This is a genomic window from Rahnella inusitata (genome assembly GCF_003263515.1).
GTDB classification, from domain to species: Bacteria; Pseudomonadota; Gammaproteobacteria; order Enterobacterales; family Enterobacteriaceae; genus Rahnella; species Rahnella inusitata.
This window is the reverse complement of the sequence record NZ_JYDE01000027.1, coordinates 12,767-26,566: the sequence shown is the minus strand read 5'-3', so window position 1 is coordinate 26,566 and position 13,800 is coordinate 12,767. Positions and strand designations below refer to the sequence as shown.

General features: G+C 48.6%; 20 protein-coding genes. 6 read left to right on the top strand and 14 right to left on the bottom strand.

Annotated elements, in window-relative coordinates:
* Positions 1 to 273: 273 nt before the first annotated feature.
* Positions 274 to 816 (top strand): gamma carbonic anhydrase family protein, encoded by a 543-nt coding sequence (locus TU92_RS16435; RefSeq protein WP_112168270.1) that lies wholly within the window; start codon positions 274 to 276, stop codon positions 814 to 816.
* Between the two features lie 50 nt (positions 817 to 866).
* Here the strand turns inward: TU92_RS16435 and aroE are convergent, their stop codons facing one another.
* The 5 genes from aroE to dprA are packed head-to-tail and all read right to left on the bottom strand — an operon-like array spanning position 867 to position 4,458.
* Positions 867 to 1,685, bottom strand: a complete 819-nt coding sequence (gene aroE, locus TU92_RS16430) for a shikimate dehydrogenase (protein WP_112168269.1) — start codon at positions 1,683 to 1,685, stop codon at positions 867 to 869.
* A gap of 12 nt (positions 1,686 to 1,697) precedes the next feature.
* Positions 1,698 to 2,267 (bottom strand): L-threonylcarbamoyladenylate synthase type 1 TsaC, encoded by a 570-nt coding sequence (gene tsaC, locus TU92_RS16425; RefSeq protein WP_112168268.1) that lies wholly within the window; start codon positions 2,265 to 2,267, stop codon positions 1,698 to 1,700.
* 12 nt (positions 2,268 to 2,279) lie between these two features.
* Positions 2,280 to 2,819 (bottom strand): DNA topoisomerase family protein, encoded by a 540-nt coding sequence (locus TU92_RS16420; RefSeq protein ID WP_112168267.1) that lies wholly within the window; start codon positions 2,817 to 2,819, stop codon positions 2,280 to 2,282.
* Between the two features lie 24 nt (positions 2,820 to 2,843).
* Positions 2,844 to 3,317, bottom strand: coding sequence for a DUF494 family protein (locus TU92_RS16415; RefSeq protein WP_112168266.1), 474 nt, complete (start codon positions 3,315 to 3,317; stop codon positions 2,844 to 2,846).
* Complete coding sequence (gene dprA, locus TU92_RS16410) at positions 3,289 to 4,458, bottom strand: DNA-protecting protein DprA (protein ID WP_112168265.1); 1,170 nt, start codon at positions 4,456 to 4,458, stop codon at positions 3,289 to 3,291. Before dprA ends, TU92_RS16415 begins: the two co-directional genes overlap by 29 nt.
* Before the next feature lie 127 nt (positions 4,459 to 4,585).
* On the opposite strand from dprA, the gene def reads away from it, so the two are divergent.
* From def to mscL, 5 genes are all read left to right on the top strand, one after another.
* Positions 4,586 to 5,098, top strand: coding sequence for a peptide deformylase (gene def, locus TU92_RS16405; protein ID WP_112168264.1), 513 nt, complete (start codon positions 4,586 to 4,588; stop codon positions 5,096 to 5,098).
* A 1-nt stretch (position 5,099) separates the two neighbouring features.
* Positions 5,100 to 6,059 (top strand): methionyl-tRNA formyltransferase, encoded by a 960-nt coding sequence (fmt, locus tag TU92_RS16400; protein WP_208640494.1) that lies wholly within the window; start codon positions 5,100 to 5,102, stop codon positions 6,057 to 6,059.
* Positions 6,060 to 6,133: 74 nt separating this feature from the next.
* Positions 6,134 to 7,423, top strand: coding sequence for a 16S rRNA (cytosine(967)-C(5))-methyltransferase RsmB (gene rsmB / locus TU92_RS16395; RefSeq protein ID WP_112168262.1), 1,290 nt, complete (start codon positions 6,134 to 6,136; stop codon positions 7,421 to 7,423).
* 59 nt (positions 7,424 to 7,482) lie between these two features.
* Positions 7,483 to 8,859 (top strand): Trk system potassium transporter TrkA, encoded by a 1,377-nt coding sequence (gene trkA / locus TU92_RS16390; protein ID WP_112168261.1) that lies wholly within the window; start codon positions 7,483 to 7,485, stop codon positions 8,857 to 8,859.
* Positions 8,860 to 8,981: 122 nt separating this feature from the next.
* Positions 8,982 to 9,398: a large-conductance mechanosensitive channel protein MscL gene (gene mscL, locus TU92_RS16385; RefSeq protein ID WP_112168260.1), complete on the top strand. Its 417-nt coding sequence runs from the start codon at positions 8,982 to 8,984 to the stop codon at positions 9,396 to 9,398.
* Positions 9,399 to 9,403: 5 nt separating this feature from the next.
* On the opposite strand, the gene TU92_RS16380 is transcribed toward mscL, so the two are convergent.
* The 9 genes from TU92_RS16380 to rpmJ all read right to left on the bottom strand — a co-directional run bounded on the left by TU92_RS16380 (position 9,404) and on the right by rpmJ (position 13,782).
* On the bottom strand, positions 9,404 to 9,628 hold the full coding sequence (locus tag TU92_RS16380; protein ID WP_112168259.1) for an alternative ribosome-rescue factor A: 225 nt from the start codon (positions 9,626 to 9,628) through the stop codon (positions 9,404 to 9,406).
* Positions 9,629 to 9,709: 81 nt separating this feature from the next.
* Positions 9,710 to 10,126 carry a Zn(2+)-responsive transcriptional regulator gene (gene zntR / locus TU92_RS16375; RefSeq protein WP_112168258.1) on the bottom strand — a complete coding sequence of 139 codons (417 nt, stop codon included), beginning with the start codon at positions 10,124 to 10,126 and terminating at the stop codon, positions 9,710 to 9,712.
* A gap of 2 nt (positions 10,127 to 10,128) precedes the next feature.
* The gene (locus tag TU92_RS16370) at positions 10,129 to 10,497 is read right to left on the bottom strand and encodes a DnaJ family domain-containing protein (RefSeq protein WP_112168257.1); all 369 of its coding nucleotides are present in this window, start codon (positions 10,495 to 10,497) and stop codon (positions 10,129 to 10,131) included.
* Positions 10,498 to 10,657: 160 nt separating this feature from the next.
* Positions 10,658 to 11,047 (bottom strand): 50S ribosomal protein L17, encoded by a 390-nt coding sequence (rplQ, locus tag TU92_RS16365; RefSeq protein ID WP_013573706.1) that lies wholly within the window; start codon positions 11,045 to 11,047, stop codon positions 10,658 to 10,660.
* A 40-nt stretch (positions 11,048 to 11,087) separates the two neighbouring features.
* Positions 11,088 to 12,077, bottom strand: a complete 990-nt coding sequence (locus TU92_RS16360; protein WP_002919219.1) for a DNA-directed RNA polymerase subunit alpha — start codon at positions 12,075 to 12,077, stop codon at positions 11,088 to 11,090.
* 25 nt (positions 12,078 to 12,102) lie between these two features.
* On the bottom strand, positions 12,103 to 12,723 hold the full coding sequence (rpsD, locus tag TU92_RS16355) for a 30S ribosomal protein S4 (protein ID WP_056778049.1): 621 nt from the start codon (positions 12,721 to 12,723) through the stop codon (positions 12,103 to 12,105).
* A 30-nt stretch (positions 12,724 to 12,753) separates the two neighbouring features.
* A complete protein-coding gene (gene rpsK, locus TU92_RS16350; RefSeq protein WP_004929731.1) occupies positions 12,754 to 13,143 on the bottom strand; it encodes a 30S ribosomal protein S11 in 390 nt (129 codons plus the stop codon).
* Positions 13,144 to 13,160: 17 nt separating this feature from the next.
* Positions 13,161 to 13,517 carry a 30S ribosomal protein S13 gene (rpsM, locus tag TU92_RS16345; protein WP_013573704.1) on the bottom strand — a complete coding sequence of 119 codons (357 nt, stop codon included), beginning with the start codon at positions 13,515 to 13,517 and terminating at the stop codon, positions 13,161 to 13,163.
* Positions 13,518 to 13,665: 148 nt separating this feature from the next.
* Positions 13,666 to 13,782, bottom strand: a complete 117-nt coding sequence (gene rpmJ / locus TU92_RS16340) for a 50S ribosomal protein L36 (protein ID WP_012768118.1) — start codon at positions 13,780 to 13,782, stop codon at positions 13,666 to 13,668.
* Positions 13,783 to 13,800 lie beyond the last annotated feature (18 nt).

Here is a 13,800-nt window from a genome sequence, read left to right as displayed (position 1 = left end):
CCGGATGCCGCTGTTTTTAATCTTTCCCGACCCGGTTACTTCGTGATGTTGTTCACGTTGTTCCCTGTCGATGGAGCGGCATTATAGGGATCCGAATTTTTTGCACAAGCATTAATTTCGAATAAAAGGATCGACTGCGTGTTTTTCCACCCCTTCGCGGAGATCTCACCCGATCCGCGTGTTTTAACACCAATCTTGCCGCCGATGAATTGGTATTTCATCTCACCCGAACTATATTGCCAGTGTTAAAACTCAATTATGAGGTAATTACAAATGTCTCAGGCTTTACGTGCATATCAGGGATTAATGCCAACTCTGGGAGAAAAGGTCATGGTTGACCCTTCCAGCGTTGTCATTGGAGATGTCGCTCTTGCGGACGACGTCAGTATCTGGCCCTTGGTTGTTATTCGTGGTGATGTGAATCATGTCGTTATCGGCTGTCGAACCAATGTGCAGGATGGAAGCGTGCTACATGTCACCCACCAGTCGCGCCACAACCCTGAAGGCTATCCTCTTATTATTGGTGAGGATGTGACGGTCGGACACAAAGCTATGCTGCATGGTTGTACGATCGGAAGCCGCGTTCTGGTGGGAATGGGATCTATATTGCTGGATGGGGCGATCATTGAAGATGACGTTATGATTGGGGCAGGAAGCCTGGTGCCTCCCGGAAAACGCCTCGAAAGTGGCTATCTCTATTTAGGAAGCCCTGTAAAACAGATTCGGGAGTTGACGTCTGAAGAGCTGGCTGGATTAACTTACTCTTCTAATAACTATGTTACCTGGAAAGATGTGTATCTTTCAGAAGAGCAATAAGAACCCGTCCGGGAACCTGAAGGTCAATAAAGCCCTCTCAGGTTCCATTCTCAGCCCAGTAAATCTTTCTGCAATTGCGCCAGCACGGGTTCGATGTCAGGCATTACGCCATGCCATAGCTGGAATGCATGGGCAGCCTGACCCACCAGCATCCCTAATCCATCCGCATACTCGGTTACGCCGTTCTTTTGAGCCCACTCTATAAAGGGTGTCGGGCCAGCCTGATAGTACATGTCGTAAATACGGGTCTGCGGGGTTAAGACCTCTTTCGGGATCGCCGGGATCTCGCCTTTGATACCTGAAGCAGTGGCATTAATAATCAGATCGAAAGATTCGCTTTTCAGATCATTTAGAGCAATGGCCTGAATCTCGCCCCTGCTTTCAAAGATATGGCTTAAATGCTGCGCCCGCTCAAAGGTACGGTTAGTGACGACGACAGAACAACCATAGGACAGTAAAGGAAGGATAACCCCCCGGGCAGCCCCACCGGCCCCCACCAACAAAACCCGATCACTACTTCTGATAAGATTCAGACGTTCGAGATCGCTCAGCATCCCGATACCGTCAGTGTTATCACCAAGTAGGCGACCGTCTTCCAGCTTCTTCAGAGTATTCACCGCGCCAGAAAGTGCTGCGCGATCGGTGAGTTCATCGGACTCGGCAAAAGCACGTTCTTTGAAAGGCACGGTAATATTTGCACCCCGGGCTCCTCCGTGGAAAAAGGATCTCAGTGTTTCTTCGAATTCTTCGTGCGGTGCCAGTATCGTCCCATAGGTATGTTCTAGGCCTGTCTGCCTGGCGAAGAGTTCGTGAATCCGTGGGGATTTGCTATGACTGATGGGATTCCCAAATACCGCAAAAGTTGGCATGACCTTTGTTCCTTAGCCTTGACGAATAAGGTTGCCGGTAAGGGCATCCCGAATTTCTGATGGATTTTCCCTTCCGCCGACTTGACCTGCCAGGACGGGGAAATTCTTTCCAAATTGTAGGCGGACTTCTTCTGCAACACGACAGGGAGGCTGCCCATTGAGGTTGGCGCTGGTCGATACCAGTGGCTTGCCGAATTTCTGGCAGAGCTCTTTCACTAAAGGATGATCAGTAACGCGCACGGCGAGTGAAGAGAAACGCCCCGTCAGCCAGTCTGGCGTAGATGCCCTCGCTGGCATCACCCAGGTTACAGGTCCAGGCCATGATGAATGTATCGTCTGACGTTGTTGCCCGGTCAGGGACGAGTCATCTATATAAGGAAGGAGCTGCTCATAATTATCCGCGATGAGAATCAGCCCTTTATCTTTAGGACGTTTTTTCAGCGCCAACAGTGCTTCTACTGCACTTTCACTGTCCGGATCGCACCCAAGGCCAAAAACCGCCTCGGTTGGATATGCAATCACTTGCTGTTTCTGCAATGCTGCAAGCACTGTGCGAAATGAGTCGTTAACTTCTTTATTCATTTTTGTATTATCTTACGTTTCTACGGCTTTACCGCATAATTTGCTGGCACAAAATAACTTAATACCTTGCGCGGTTTTCTTTTCCATTAGCAACGGGTAATGGCATTGCGCGCATTCGCCTGCAACGGGTTTATTATTAATCGCAAACTGGCAATCAGGGTAGCGATCGCATGCATGGAAGACTTTACCAAAACGCGACTTCCGTTGTAACAGATGGCCTTTGCCACACTGCGGACAACTCAGACTCGTTTCTTCGGGTTTGTCGATCACTTCTATATGATCACACTCCGGATATTGGCTACAGCCAATAAACATGCCATAACGTCCCTGACGCAAAACAAGTGTCGATTCACATTTGGGGCAAAGCTGGCCGTCCAACACCTTAACGATATGTCCGTCGGCCTGAGCTTTTAGCGGGCGGATATACTGACAGGCTGGATAAGAAGAACAACTGAGAAAAGGGCCGTGGCGACCACTACGGATCACCAAGCCGGCCCCGCATTCCGGACAGGATTCATTTTGCTTGTCAGCAAAAAGTGCTGCTTTTGTCATACGCTTTGTTTTACCCGTTATCCCTTAATGCAGATAACCTTCATTAACTTCAAATAACAGCTCTTCCATTTGCTGATATGCACTTTCATATCCGGGAATATTAAAGAGAACCATCAGCACCACCCACTTAAGATCTTCGAGATCGAATTCTTCAGTGTCCAGAGCCATAACACGATCGATAACCATCTCCCTGGTATCGAAGTTCAACACTTTGATCTGTTCCAGGAACAATAAAAAACCACGACATGTGCAATCTAACCGGTTCGTTTCCTCATCGGTGTAGACTCGTAATGCTGAAGGATCGGAATCCAGCATGTAAGATGGGGTACCACCCTCTTGCATATCCGCAAGTTTTTCAAGCCAATTCAGCGCATTGTGAATATCAGCCCGGTGGAAACCAGCTTCGGTCAAGTCATCCGTTAACCTATCCTCGTCAACATTCATCTCCGCTTCGTTGTGAATGTAAGTTTCAAATAAGTACATTAGTACGTCGAACATGGCCTGCCCTCTTAATTCGGACATAGCCGCCGGGTACAGCTGCGATCCATCCTGCTAACTCCAGTTCGAGTAGTTTACCTACCACTTCTGGCACAGGTTGGCCGGCACGTTCGGCGACGACGTCAACAGATGTCACCTCATATTCTACGTTAGCCAACACATCAGCAAATGGCAATTCAACTTCGTCATCTTGCGCACAAAAAATCGCCTCAGAAGGATAAATTTTCTCATTCACTGGAATTTTGCCAGCTGGCGATGTCGTGATGGCCGGAAACCACGTCAGCCCGCTGCCAATATGCTCGGCGATATCGTTGGGTTCTGTGACCAGATACGCCCCCTGCCGGATGAGCCAGTGCGTTCCCTCAGACGTCTGACTCCCCAGCGGTCCGGGCAAAGCAAAGATTTCTCTTCCCTGTTCCAGCGCATAACGAGCAGTGATCAGCGATCCGCTTCGCAATGTGGCTTCAACCACAAGAACGCCGGCACTCAGGCCACTGATGATCCGATTACGACGTGGGAAGTTGGCGGCGACGGGAGGCATCGTCACTAAATGCTCAGAAACTAATGCACCGCCCTGTTCAAGAATGCGATCTGCGAGCGCCGAGTGATGCGGTGGGTAGCGATTCATTAATCCACTTCCCAGCACGGCAACGGTTTTTCCCTCTGCATCGAGCGTCGCTTTATGGCTGATACCATCAATACCCAGGGCCAGACCACTGGTGACAGTGAAACCGCTGCTGACCAATCCGCCCGCAAAAACCTGCGCATATTGCTCGCCGTAGTGGGTGAAATGGCGGCTCCCGACCATAGCTAACTGAGGTGAAGACAATAAATCAGGCTGCCCCTCGACAAACAAAACTAACGGAGGTGACGATATCTGTGAGAGCAGAGGAGGATAGAGCTGACTGTTATACGTCACGAGATGACAGTTATTACGTTCCAGCCATTTCAGAGACGCTGAGATCCATTGCGCATTGAGCGTTAGAAAATCCGTAATCTGCTCCGGCAGGAGCCCGCAGCAAAATAGCTCAGACTCTGAATAATTCCCATGGCTGAAGAGAGCCCGAATGATTGCCTCTGCGCGACGTGCATCAAGGCGTTTAACCACCGACAAACGAATCCATACTTCCTGTAATGTCATAACTCCGCTCCGCTCAATGCCTTCCAGCGACTGATTCAATTGGCACAGGATGCTGTCAATCGGAGCTGAAAATGTCTAGAATAGAGTCTATATATCTTCAATCATTTGAATAAAGATCCAGAAAAATATGTCCGTATTACAGATATTACATTTCCCAGACGAGCGGCTTCGCATTACTGCAAAACCGGTCAAAGAAGTTGACGCCAAAATCCAGCAAATCGTGGATGATATGTTTGAAACGATGTATGCAGAGGAAGGCATTGGCCTGGCTGCGACTCAGGTCAATATCCATCAGCGGATAATCGTTATCGACGTTTCCGAAAACCGCGACGAACGTCTGGTTCTCATCAATCCTGAATTGCTGGAAAAAAGCGGCGAAACCGGGATTGAGGAAGGTTGTCTGTCGATTCCTGATCAGCGTGCGCTTGTTCCGCGTGCTGAGAAAGTCAAAATCCGTGCACTCGATCGCGAAGGCAAGAGCTTTGAGCTTGAAGCGGATGATCTGCTGGCAATTTGTATTCAACACGAAATGGATCATCTGGTAGGCGTACTGTTTGTGGATTACTTGTCTCCACTGAAACGTCAGCGCATCCGTCAGAAAATGGAAAAGATGGCCAAGCTGAACGCCCGGGCTGACTAATATTCGTCTATTACAGGACACTGCTTTGCGGATTATATTTGCAGGTACCCCCGATTTTGCAGCGCGTCATCTTGACGCGCTTTTGACATCTGAACATCAGGTCGTTGGTGTTTTCACGCAACCCGATCGCCCTGCCGGACGCGGAAATAAACTGACGGCAAGCCCGGTAAAAGTGCTGGCAGAAGCCAACAACATCCCCGTCTTTCAGCCTAAGTCTCTACGCCCTGAAGAAAATCAGCAGCTGGTTTCTGAACTAGAAGCAGACGTCATGGTGGTTGTCGCGTACGGACTGATTCTACCTAAAGCCGTGCTTGAAATGCCTAAACTGGGCTGTATCAACGTCCATGGCTCACTGCTGCCGCGCTGGCGTGGGGCTGCGCCTATTCAGCGTTCACTCTGGGCGGGCGATGCTAAAACCGGTATCACTATCATGCAAATGGATGTGGGCCTGGACACCGGTGACATGCTACACAAAGTTGAGTGCGATATTCTGCCTGAAGACACCAGTGCATCGCTTTATAATAAGCTGGCAGAGCTCGGCCCGTCAGGCATGCTAGAAACTCTGAATCAACTGGCAAGCGGCACTGCCCGACCAGAAGTTCAGGATGAAAAGCACGTTACCTATGCTGAGAAACTTAGCAAAGAAGAGGCGCGTTTGGACTGGTCGCTGTCTGCTGAGCAGCTTGAACGCTGCATTCGCGCATTTAATCCATGGCCCGTCAGCTTTTTCATGATTGACGATCAGCCGGTAAAAGTCTGGCAGGCAGAATGTTTAGCTGATGAAAGTAGTGCGCTGCCGGGAACGATTGTTGCCGCAGATAAAAAGGGAATTCAGATTGCGACCGCTAAAGGTGTTCTGAATATCACCCAACTACAGCCTTCAGGTAAAAAGGCAATGTCCGCTCAGGACTTGCTGAACTCTCGTCGTGAATGGTTTACCGCAGGCACCCGTATAGCCTGACCATTATGACTATGCCCGGCTTAATGTCGGGCTTATCTCCATGATAATGCTGACACTGGTCAGCTTCTTTGACTATGAAAACAGCCTATAATCTTCGAAGTATTGCAGCTCAAGCTATTAGCCAGGTGTTAGACAAAGGTTTGTCACTTTCTACTGTTCTGCCCGGTTTACAGAAAAATATCTCAGATAAAGACCGCGGGTTACTACAGGAACTCTGTTTCGGCACGCTCCGGGTATTGCCTCAACTCGAATGGTGTTTGCAGCAACTGATGGCGAAACCACTCACCGGCAAACAGCGAACCCTGCATTATTTGCTCATGGTTGGCTTATATCAGCTAATACATACACGCATTCCCGCCCATGCCATCTTGGCGGAGACCGTTGAGGGTGCCGTTGCTCTTAAACGGCCGCAACTCAAGGGCCTGGTCAACGGTGTCCTGCGTCAGTTCCAGCGGCAGCAGGAAGAACTACTTCCGCGAATGTCCAACAACGACAGCCGCCATCTTCACCCGAGCTGGTTGCTAAAACGTCTGAAAAAAGCCTATCCCACAGAATGGGAGAATATCGTTGATGCCAATAACCAAAGGCCTCCGATGTGGCTGCGTGTCAATCGTCTGCATCATACCCGTGATCAATATTTGGATTTATTGAATGAAGCACAGATTGAGGCGGTTCCCCATGCAGAATATCGCGATGCGTTACGTCTCGTGACACCTTGTCAGGTAAATCTGCTTCCGGGATTCGCAGAGGGATGGGTAACCGTTCAGGATGCGTCGGCACAAGGCAGCGTTGATCTGCTGGATCCTCAAGATGGCGAGATGATCCTCGATTTGTGTTGCGCACCGGGCGGAAAAACCACGCATATCTTGGAAGCTGCGCCGAAAGCACAGGTGTTAGCTGTAGATGTGGATGAGCAACGCCTTAAACGCGTTCATGAGAATCTTCAGCGTCTGAAACTCAGTGCGGAAGTCAAACAGGGTGATGGCCGCGAGCCGCAGAGTTGGGCGGGTGACCGCATCTTCGATCGTATCCTGCTCGATGCACCTTGTTCGGCAACCGGCGTTATTCGTCGGCATCCTGATATTAAATGGCTGCGCCGTGATAGTGATATTGCTGAACTGGCCATGTTGCAGAAAGAAATCCTGGAGGCCGTTTGGCCACGCCTGAAAAGCCAGGGTGTGATGGTATATGCAACCTGTTCCATTCTGCCTGACGAAAACAGTGAACAAATTACTGCATTTTTAGAGACGCATCCTGACGCGACGCTGGTCGAAACAGGTACAGCGGAAAAGCCAGGCCGACAAAATCTTCCGCACGCTGAAGATGGCGACGGTTTCTATTACGCTAAACTGATTAAAAGTTAAACGTTTGCACTAGCGTTTACTTCTTAGGCTGATACTTTTAAGGCAAAGCAGAGAGTCATATGAAAATAATCATTCTCGGCGCCGGGCAGGTTGGCGGGACACTCGCCGAAAACCTGGTAGGTGAAAACAACGATATAACCGTTGTAGATACCAATACAGTTCGTTTGCGTCAGCTTCAGGATAAATTTGATCTGCGTGTCGTTCAGGGCCACGGTTCCCATCCTCGCGTTTTGCGTGAAGCCGGCGCGGAAGATGCCGATATGCTGGTTGCAGTCACCAATTCAGATGAAACCAATATGGTGGCCTGTCAGATAGCCTATTCGCTGTTTAACACGCCTAACCGTATTGCCCGTATTCGCTCGACAGAATATATCCGCGAATCAGAGAAGCTTTTCCACCCTGAAGCCGTCCCTATCGACCATCTGATTTCTCCTGAGCAATTAGTCACTGACTACATCTATAAGCTAATTGAATACCCTGGTGCGCTTCAGGTGGTTAACTTCGCCGAGGGCAAAGTCAGTATTGCAGCGGTGAAAGCCTATTACGGTGGCCCATTAGTAGGGAACGCGCTCTCATCAATGCGCGAACACATGCCTCATATTGAAACCCGAGTGGCAGCAATCTTCCGCCAGGAACGCCCTATCCGCCCTCAGGGTTCTACGATTATTGAAGCCGGTGATGAAGTATTCTTCGTCGCAGCATCTCAACATATTCGTGCCGTAATGAGTGAGCTTCAGCGGCTTGAGAAACCGTACAAACGTATCATGATCGTCGGTGGTGGTAACGTTGGTGCGGGTCTTGCACAAAGGCTCGAGAAAAATTACAGCGTTAAATTGATTGAACGCGATCAACAACGCGCGGCAGAACTCGCGGAACTCTTGCAGGACACGATTGTGTTTTACGGTGATGCTTCGGACCAGGAGCTGCTGGCTGAGGAGCACATCGAACAGGTCGATGTCTTTATTGCCATCACCAACGACGATGAGGCCAATATCATGTCCGCGATGCTGGCAAAACGCATGGGCGCGAAGAAAGCAATGGTCTTAATCCAACGCAGTGCCTACGTCGACCTTGTCCAGGGGAGCGTTATCGATATTGCGATTTCGCCGCAGCAAGCCACCATCTCAGCATTGCTGGGCCATGTCCGAAAAGCTGACATTGTCAGTGTGTCATCATTGCGTCGTGGTGTTGCCGAAGCCATCGAAGCGATCGCTCACGGCGATGAAACCACATCTAAAGTTGTTGGCCGCACGGTCGAACAAATTAAGTTGCCGCCGGGCACAACAATTGGCGCAATTGTACGTGGTAATGAAGTGATTATTGCTAACGGAAACAGCAGGATCCAACAAGGCGATCATGTAGTGATGTTCATAACCGATAAGAAGTTTGTGAGGGATGTAGAACGGTTATTCCAGCCGAGTCCGTTCTTCTTATAGAGCATCAATGGGTATGACTTTTTGGATTAATTAGAGTTATGAAGATAAGTTTTGTAGCGAAGATGCTGCAAATGGTCTTTACTTTGTTTGACACAATTGTTGAATTTGCCAAGGAGAGTTTTATGAGTTTTATGAAAGAGTTTCGTGAGTTTGCCATGCGAGGCAACGTGGTTGACCTGGCCGTTGGTGTGATCATCGGTGCTGCTTTTGGGAAAATCGTATCATCGCTGGTCGCTGATATTATTATGCCACCGCTGGGCTTGCTGATTGGCGGGGTAGACTTTAAACAGTTTGCGTTAGTGCTCAGAGAAGCTCAGGGAACCGTACCCGCAGTTGTAATGCATTACGGTGTCTTCATCCAGAATATTTTTGACTTCATTATCGTCGCATTAGCTATCTTCTGCGCAATTACGTTCATGAATAAAATGCGTCGTAAAAAGGAAGATGTGCCAGCTGCACCACCGAAGCCGACGGCTGAAGAAACACTGTTAGCTGAAATACGCGACTTATTGAAAGAACAACAGACACCGAAATTCTAACGAACTCAGTGCACTAAATTACCCTGCTTTAAGAAGGGCAGTGTTGAATATTCGAACGAACACTTAACACTGCCCTCCAGATAACTTCCTTTCCCATTCTTTTCTTTACGGCGGTAACTGCCTTTCCCTTTCTGGTTCTTTTCAATGCGTTGCTTAAACAGTGGGTCATGTAAAAGTGCTTGCAATGCATTATCCTGAATTGTGCCTCTTTGATGCTTATAGTTACTCATAGATTCCTCTGTGTAAAAAAAGATCACTGCATAAAATGCCAGCGAATCATACTGCCTTCATCCCTTCTTCGAAAGCGGTTTTTATGCCACCTTCCCAGCCCCATCCTCTAATGCTTCTAAAATTGAACAACTGACGCTGGAATGAGCTGAGCCGCAGCAGGCTTTGCTCAACCTCTGTAACGATTCTCGCATCTGCATCAGTTCCTTAAGTTTAAGCTCCACCTCGGCAAGTCGTTCTTCTACAATGGACTTCGACTCCTGACAAGTGTGGTGCGCTGGATCGATACGGATTGAAAGCAGCTCCTTTATTGCTTCAAGTGTAAATCCGGTCGATTTTGCATAACGAATGAAACGCAGTCTCTGCAGGTCACTGTCATCGTACTGGCGATACCCTGAGCCATTACGCACCGTTGAGCTCATCATTCCCTGTTTTTCATAGTAGCGAATGGTGTCGTTAGAGACATTGGCGAGCCTGGCCAATTCACCGATTTTGAACATAATTAATCACCATTAAACTTTTTATTTAGCTCATGTTGGTAGCGACCATCAAGAAAATCCATACTAATGCCCGCCTGCTGTAGTCGCAACTTGAGAAGTTGAAGCCTTCTGTTAATGACACAATACTCGGGATTATCAGGTATCACGCTTTTCAGCATATGATCTAACTCGATAGCTTCCTTCTTGTCTTGTAGTTCGGGAGGTAAGTATCCTGCATTTTTCAGAATACGATAAGCGGTTCGCAGCTCTTCAGGTACAGCACTATCGTCATCTAAAACCAGTGGTTTGCCCCTGCCAGCTAAGTTATCAAACTCACCGTTATCACTGGCATCCTTGATGTGTTTTTCAACCCATTGATCAATAAGAAACATAACTATGACCTCTGCGATCTCCCAGAATTCATTCCGTTAGCATAGCGCGAATAACAGATTAATTCTGGATGGGATAAATATAGGGAGGTTTTGAAAGGAGTAGGACGAATTTTGGATGTAAAAAAACCGGGCAAGCCCGGTTTTTTCATGCATCTACAGATTATTCAGCAGTTGCTACTTCTGCTTTTGACTCTGCACGATCAACGAGCTCGATGTATGCCATCGGCGCATTGTCGCCTGCACGGAAGCCACACTTAAGAATACGAGTGTAACCACCGGCACGGCTCGCGAAACGCGGGCCCAGTTCATTAAACAGTTTTGCCACGATCTCGTTATCACGAGTACGGGCGAATGCCAGACGACGATTTGCAACGTTGTCGGTCTTGGCAAGAGTAATCAGCGGCTCAACAACGCGACGCAGCTCTTTCGCTTTCGGCAGGGTCGTCTTGATGATCTCATGACGAACCAAAGAGCCGGCCATGTTACGGAACATAGCCTGTCGGTGGCTGCTGTTACGGTTCAGTTGACGACCACTCTTACGATGGCGCATGACCTTATCCTTCTCAGTAAAACCTTAACCTGTGATCCGGTTACTCGTCAGCAATACTTGCTGGTGGCCAGTTTTCCAGGCGCATGCCTAGTGACAAACCACGGGACGCAAGTACGTCTTTGATCTCAGTAAGAGATTTTTTACCCAGGTTAGGTGTTTTAAGTAACTCAACCTCGGTACGCTGTACCAGATCACCGATGTAGTGGATTGCTTCTGCCTTAAGGCAGTTAGCAGAGCGGACAGTCAATTCCAGATCGTCAACAGGGCGCAGCAGGATTGGATCGAATTCCGGCTTCTCTTCTTTGACTTCCGGTTGACGTACATCACGTAAATCAACGAAAGCTTCAAGTTGTTCAGCAAGAATGGTTGCCGCACGACGGATCGCCTCTTCAGGATCGATCGTGCCGTTGGTTTCCATTTCGATAACCAGCTTGTCCAAATCGGTACGCTGTTCTACACGCGCTGCTTCAACATTGTAGGCAATTCGCTCTACAGGGCTGTAGCATGCATCTACTAACAGACGACCAATTGGGCGCTCATCTTCTTCCGAATGAATTCGGGCAGACGCCGGTACATAACCACGACCACGTTGAACTTTGATACGCATGCTAATAGCAGCGTTTTCATCGGTCAGGTGGCAAATGACATGTTGCGGCTTGACGATTTCGACATCACCATCATGGGTAATGTCGGCTGCAGTCACAGGGCCAATGCCAGACTTATTCAGGGTAAGAATAACTTCATCTTTCCCTTGAACTCTCACCGCCAGCCCTTTCAGGTTGAGCAGGATTTCCAGGATATCTTCCTGTACGCCTTCTTTGGTGCTGTACTCATGTAGTACACCATCAATCTCAACCTCGGTCACCGCGCAACCCGGCATGGATGAAAGCAGAATACGGCGCAGTGCGTTGCCTAAAGTATGGCCAAAGCCACGTTCTAAAGGCTCAAGGGTCACCTTGGCGTGCGTCGAACTGACTTGCTCGATATCTACCAGGCGCGGTTTTAGAAACTCTGTCACAGAACCCTGCATTGTGTCCTCTCTTTGGTACTAAGCTTTACTTAGAGTAAAGCTCGACGATCAGGTGTTCGTTAATGTCGGAAGACAGATCAGTACGTTCAGGCATACGCTTGAACACACCTTCCATCTTAGCAGCATCAACTTCAAGCCAAGTCGGCTTTTCACGCTGTTCAGCCAACTCCAAAGCGGCCTTCACGCGAGATTGCTTTTTAGCTTTCTCTCGGATGCTGACAACGTCATTCGGAGATACCTGATAAGAAGCGATGTTAACAACGCGACCGTTTACCATGATAGCTTTGTGGCTAACTAACTGGCGCGATTCCGCACGAGTAGCGCCGAAGCCCATACGATAAACAACGTTGTCCAAACGACCTTCCAGGAGTTGCAACAGGTTTTCACCGGTGTTGCCTTTCAGGCGTGCTGCTTCTTTATAATAGTTACGGAACTGACGCTCAAGAACACCGAAGATACGGCGAACTTTTTGCTTTTCACGTAACTGTACACCGTAATCAGACAGACGCGGTTTACGCGCACCATGCTGACCAGGAGCTTGTTCAATTTTACACTTGGTATCGATCGCGCGAACGCCAGATTTAAGGAATAAATCTGTGCCCTCACGACGGCTAAGCTTGAGCTTAGGACCCAAATATCTTGCCATTTTCTCTCTCCAACAAACCTAAAAGCAGCGTTATACGCGACGCTTTTTCGGCGGACGACAACCGTTATGAGGGATAGGAGTCACATCAGTAATATTAGTGATGCGGAAACCAGCCGCGTTTAACGCGCGGATAGTAGACTCACGACCAGGACCAGGTCCTTTAACCATAACTTCCAGATTCTTGATACCGTATTCTTTCACTGCATCTGCGCAGCGCTCTGCTGCAACCTGAGCTGCGAACGGAGTGGATTTACGAGAACCACGGAAACCGGAACCACCAGCTGTTGCCCAACCCAAAGCATTACCCTGACGATCGGTAATGGTAACAATGGTGTTGTTGAAAGAAGCATGGATATGAGCCACGCCGTCAGAGACTTGTTTTCTTACACGTTTACGTGTACGAACAGGTGCCTTTGCCATTTATTCAATCACCCCGATTATTTCTTGATCGGTTTACGCGGACCCTTACGGGTACGTGCGTTAGTCTTGGTACGCTGACCGCGTACTGGAAGACCACGACGATGACGCAAACCACGATAAGTTCCAAGGTCCATAAGACGCTTGATGCTCAGGGTGACTTCACGACGCAGATCACCTTCAACAATGAACTTGGCAACTTCGTCACGCAGTTTTTCGATTTGCTCTTCAGACAGCTCACTGATCTTAACATTTTCAGCAATACCGGATGCAGCACAGATAGACTGTGAGCGGGTTTTGCCGATGCCGTAGATCGAAGTTAATGCGATCACGGTATGTTTCTGATCAGGAATGTTAATGCCTGCTATACGGGCCACTATGCACTCCTACTATTTATATACGGCAACACCATTCTGAAAAGCCCGTTTTCAGGATACTCAAATAGTGTTGCTGCTTACATACAAAAGATTGGCTGGCTAATCTAGCCAGCTCAACCCAACTTTGCAAGAAAAATATGCGAGATAATCAGCCTTGACGCTGTTTATGCTTCGGTTCTGCGCTGCAGATTACGCGAACGATACCGTTACGCTTAACAATTTTGCAGTTACGACATAATTTCTTGACGGAAGCACGAACTTTCATTTTTACTCTCCGTAACTT

What these genes read in the sequence shown, in the direction of transcription:
- rplQ (WP_013573706.1), bottom strand. Translation starts at nt 11,047, where the DNA reads ATGCGCCATCGTAAGAGTGGTCGTCAACTGAACCGTAACAGCAGCCAC.
- tsaC (WP_112168268.1), bottom strand. Translation starts at nt 2,267, where the DNA reads ATGAATAAAGAAGTTAACGACTCATTTCGCACAGTGCTTGCAGCATTG.
- trkA (WP_112168261.1), top strand. Translation starts at nt 7,483, where the DNA reads ATGAAAATAATCATTCTCGGCGCCGGGCAGGTTGGCGGGACACTCGCC.
- dprA (WP_112168265.1), bottom strand. Translation starts at nt 4,458, where the DNA reads ATGACATTACAGGAAGTATGGATTCGTTTGTCGGTGGTTAAACGCCTT.
- TU92_RS16360 (WP_002919219.1), bottom strand. Translation starts at nt 12,077, where the DNA reads ATGCAGGGTTCTGTGACAGAGTTTCTAAAACCGCGCCTGGTAGATATC.
- TU92_RS16415 (WP_112168266.1), bottom strand. Translation starts at nt 3,317, where the DNA reads ATGTTCGACGTACTAATGTACTTATTTGAAACTTACATTCACAACGAA.
- zntR (WP_112168258.1), bottom strand. Translation starts at nt 10,126, where the DNA reads ATGTTCAAAATCGGTGAATTGGCCAGGCTCGCCAATGTCTCTAACGAC.
- mscL (WP_112168260.1), top strand. Translation starts at nt 8,982, where the DNA reads ATGAGTTTTATGAAAGAGTTTCGTGAGTTTGCCATGCGAGGCAACGTG.
- TU92_RS16435 (WP_112168270.1), top strand. Translation starts at nt 274, where the DNA reads ATGTCTCAGGCTTTACGTGCATATCAGGGATTAATGCCAACTCTGGGA.
- rsmB (WP_112168262.1), top strand. Translation starts at nt 6,134, where the DNA reads ATGAAAACAGCCTATAATCTTCGAAGTATTGCAGCTCAAGCTATTAGC.
- TU92_RS16380 (WP_112168259.1), bottom strand. Translation starts at nt 9,628, where the DNA reads ATGAGTAACTATAAGCATCAAAGAGGCACAATTCAGGATAATGCATTG.
- rpmJ (WP_012768118.1), bottom strand. Translation starts at nt 13,782, where the DNA reads ATGAAAGTTCGTGCTTCCGTCAAGAAATTATGTCGTAACTGCAAAATT.
- rpsK (WP_004929731.1), bottom strand. Translation starts at nt 13,143, where the DNA reads ATGGCAAAGGCACCTGTTCGTACACGTAAACGTGTAAGAAAACAAGTC.
- TU92_RS16420 (WP_112168267.1), bottom strand. Translation starts at nt 2,819, where the DNA reads ATGACAAAAGCAGCACTTTTTGCTGACAAGCAAAATGAATCCTGTCCG.
- def (WP_112168264.1), top strand. Translation starts at nt 4,586, where the DNA reads ATGTCCGTATTACAGATATTACATTTCCCAGACGAGCGGCTTCGCATT.
- TU92_RS16370 (WP_112168257.1), bottom strand. Translation starts at nt 10,497, where the DNA reads ATGTTTCTTATTGATCAATGGGTTGAAAAACACATCAAGGATGCCAGT.
- rpsD (WP_056778049.1), bottom strand. Translation starts at nt 12,723, where the DNA reads ATGGCAAGATATTTGGGTCCTAAGCTCAAGCTTAGCCGTCGTGAGGGC.
- aroE (WP_112168269.1), bottom strand. Translation starts at nt 1,685, where the DNA reads ATGCCAACTTTTGCGGTATTTGGGAATCCCATCAGTCATAGCAAATCC.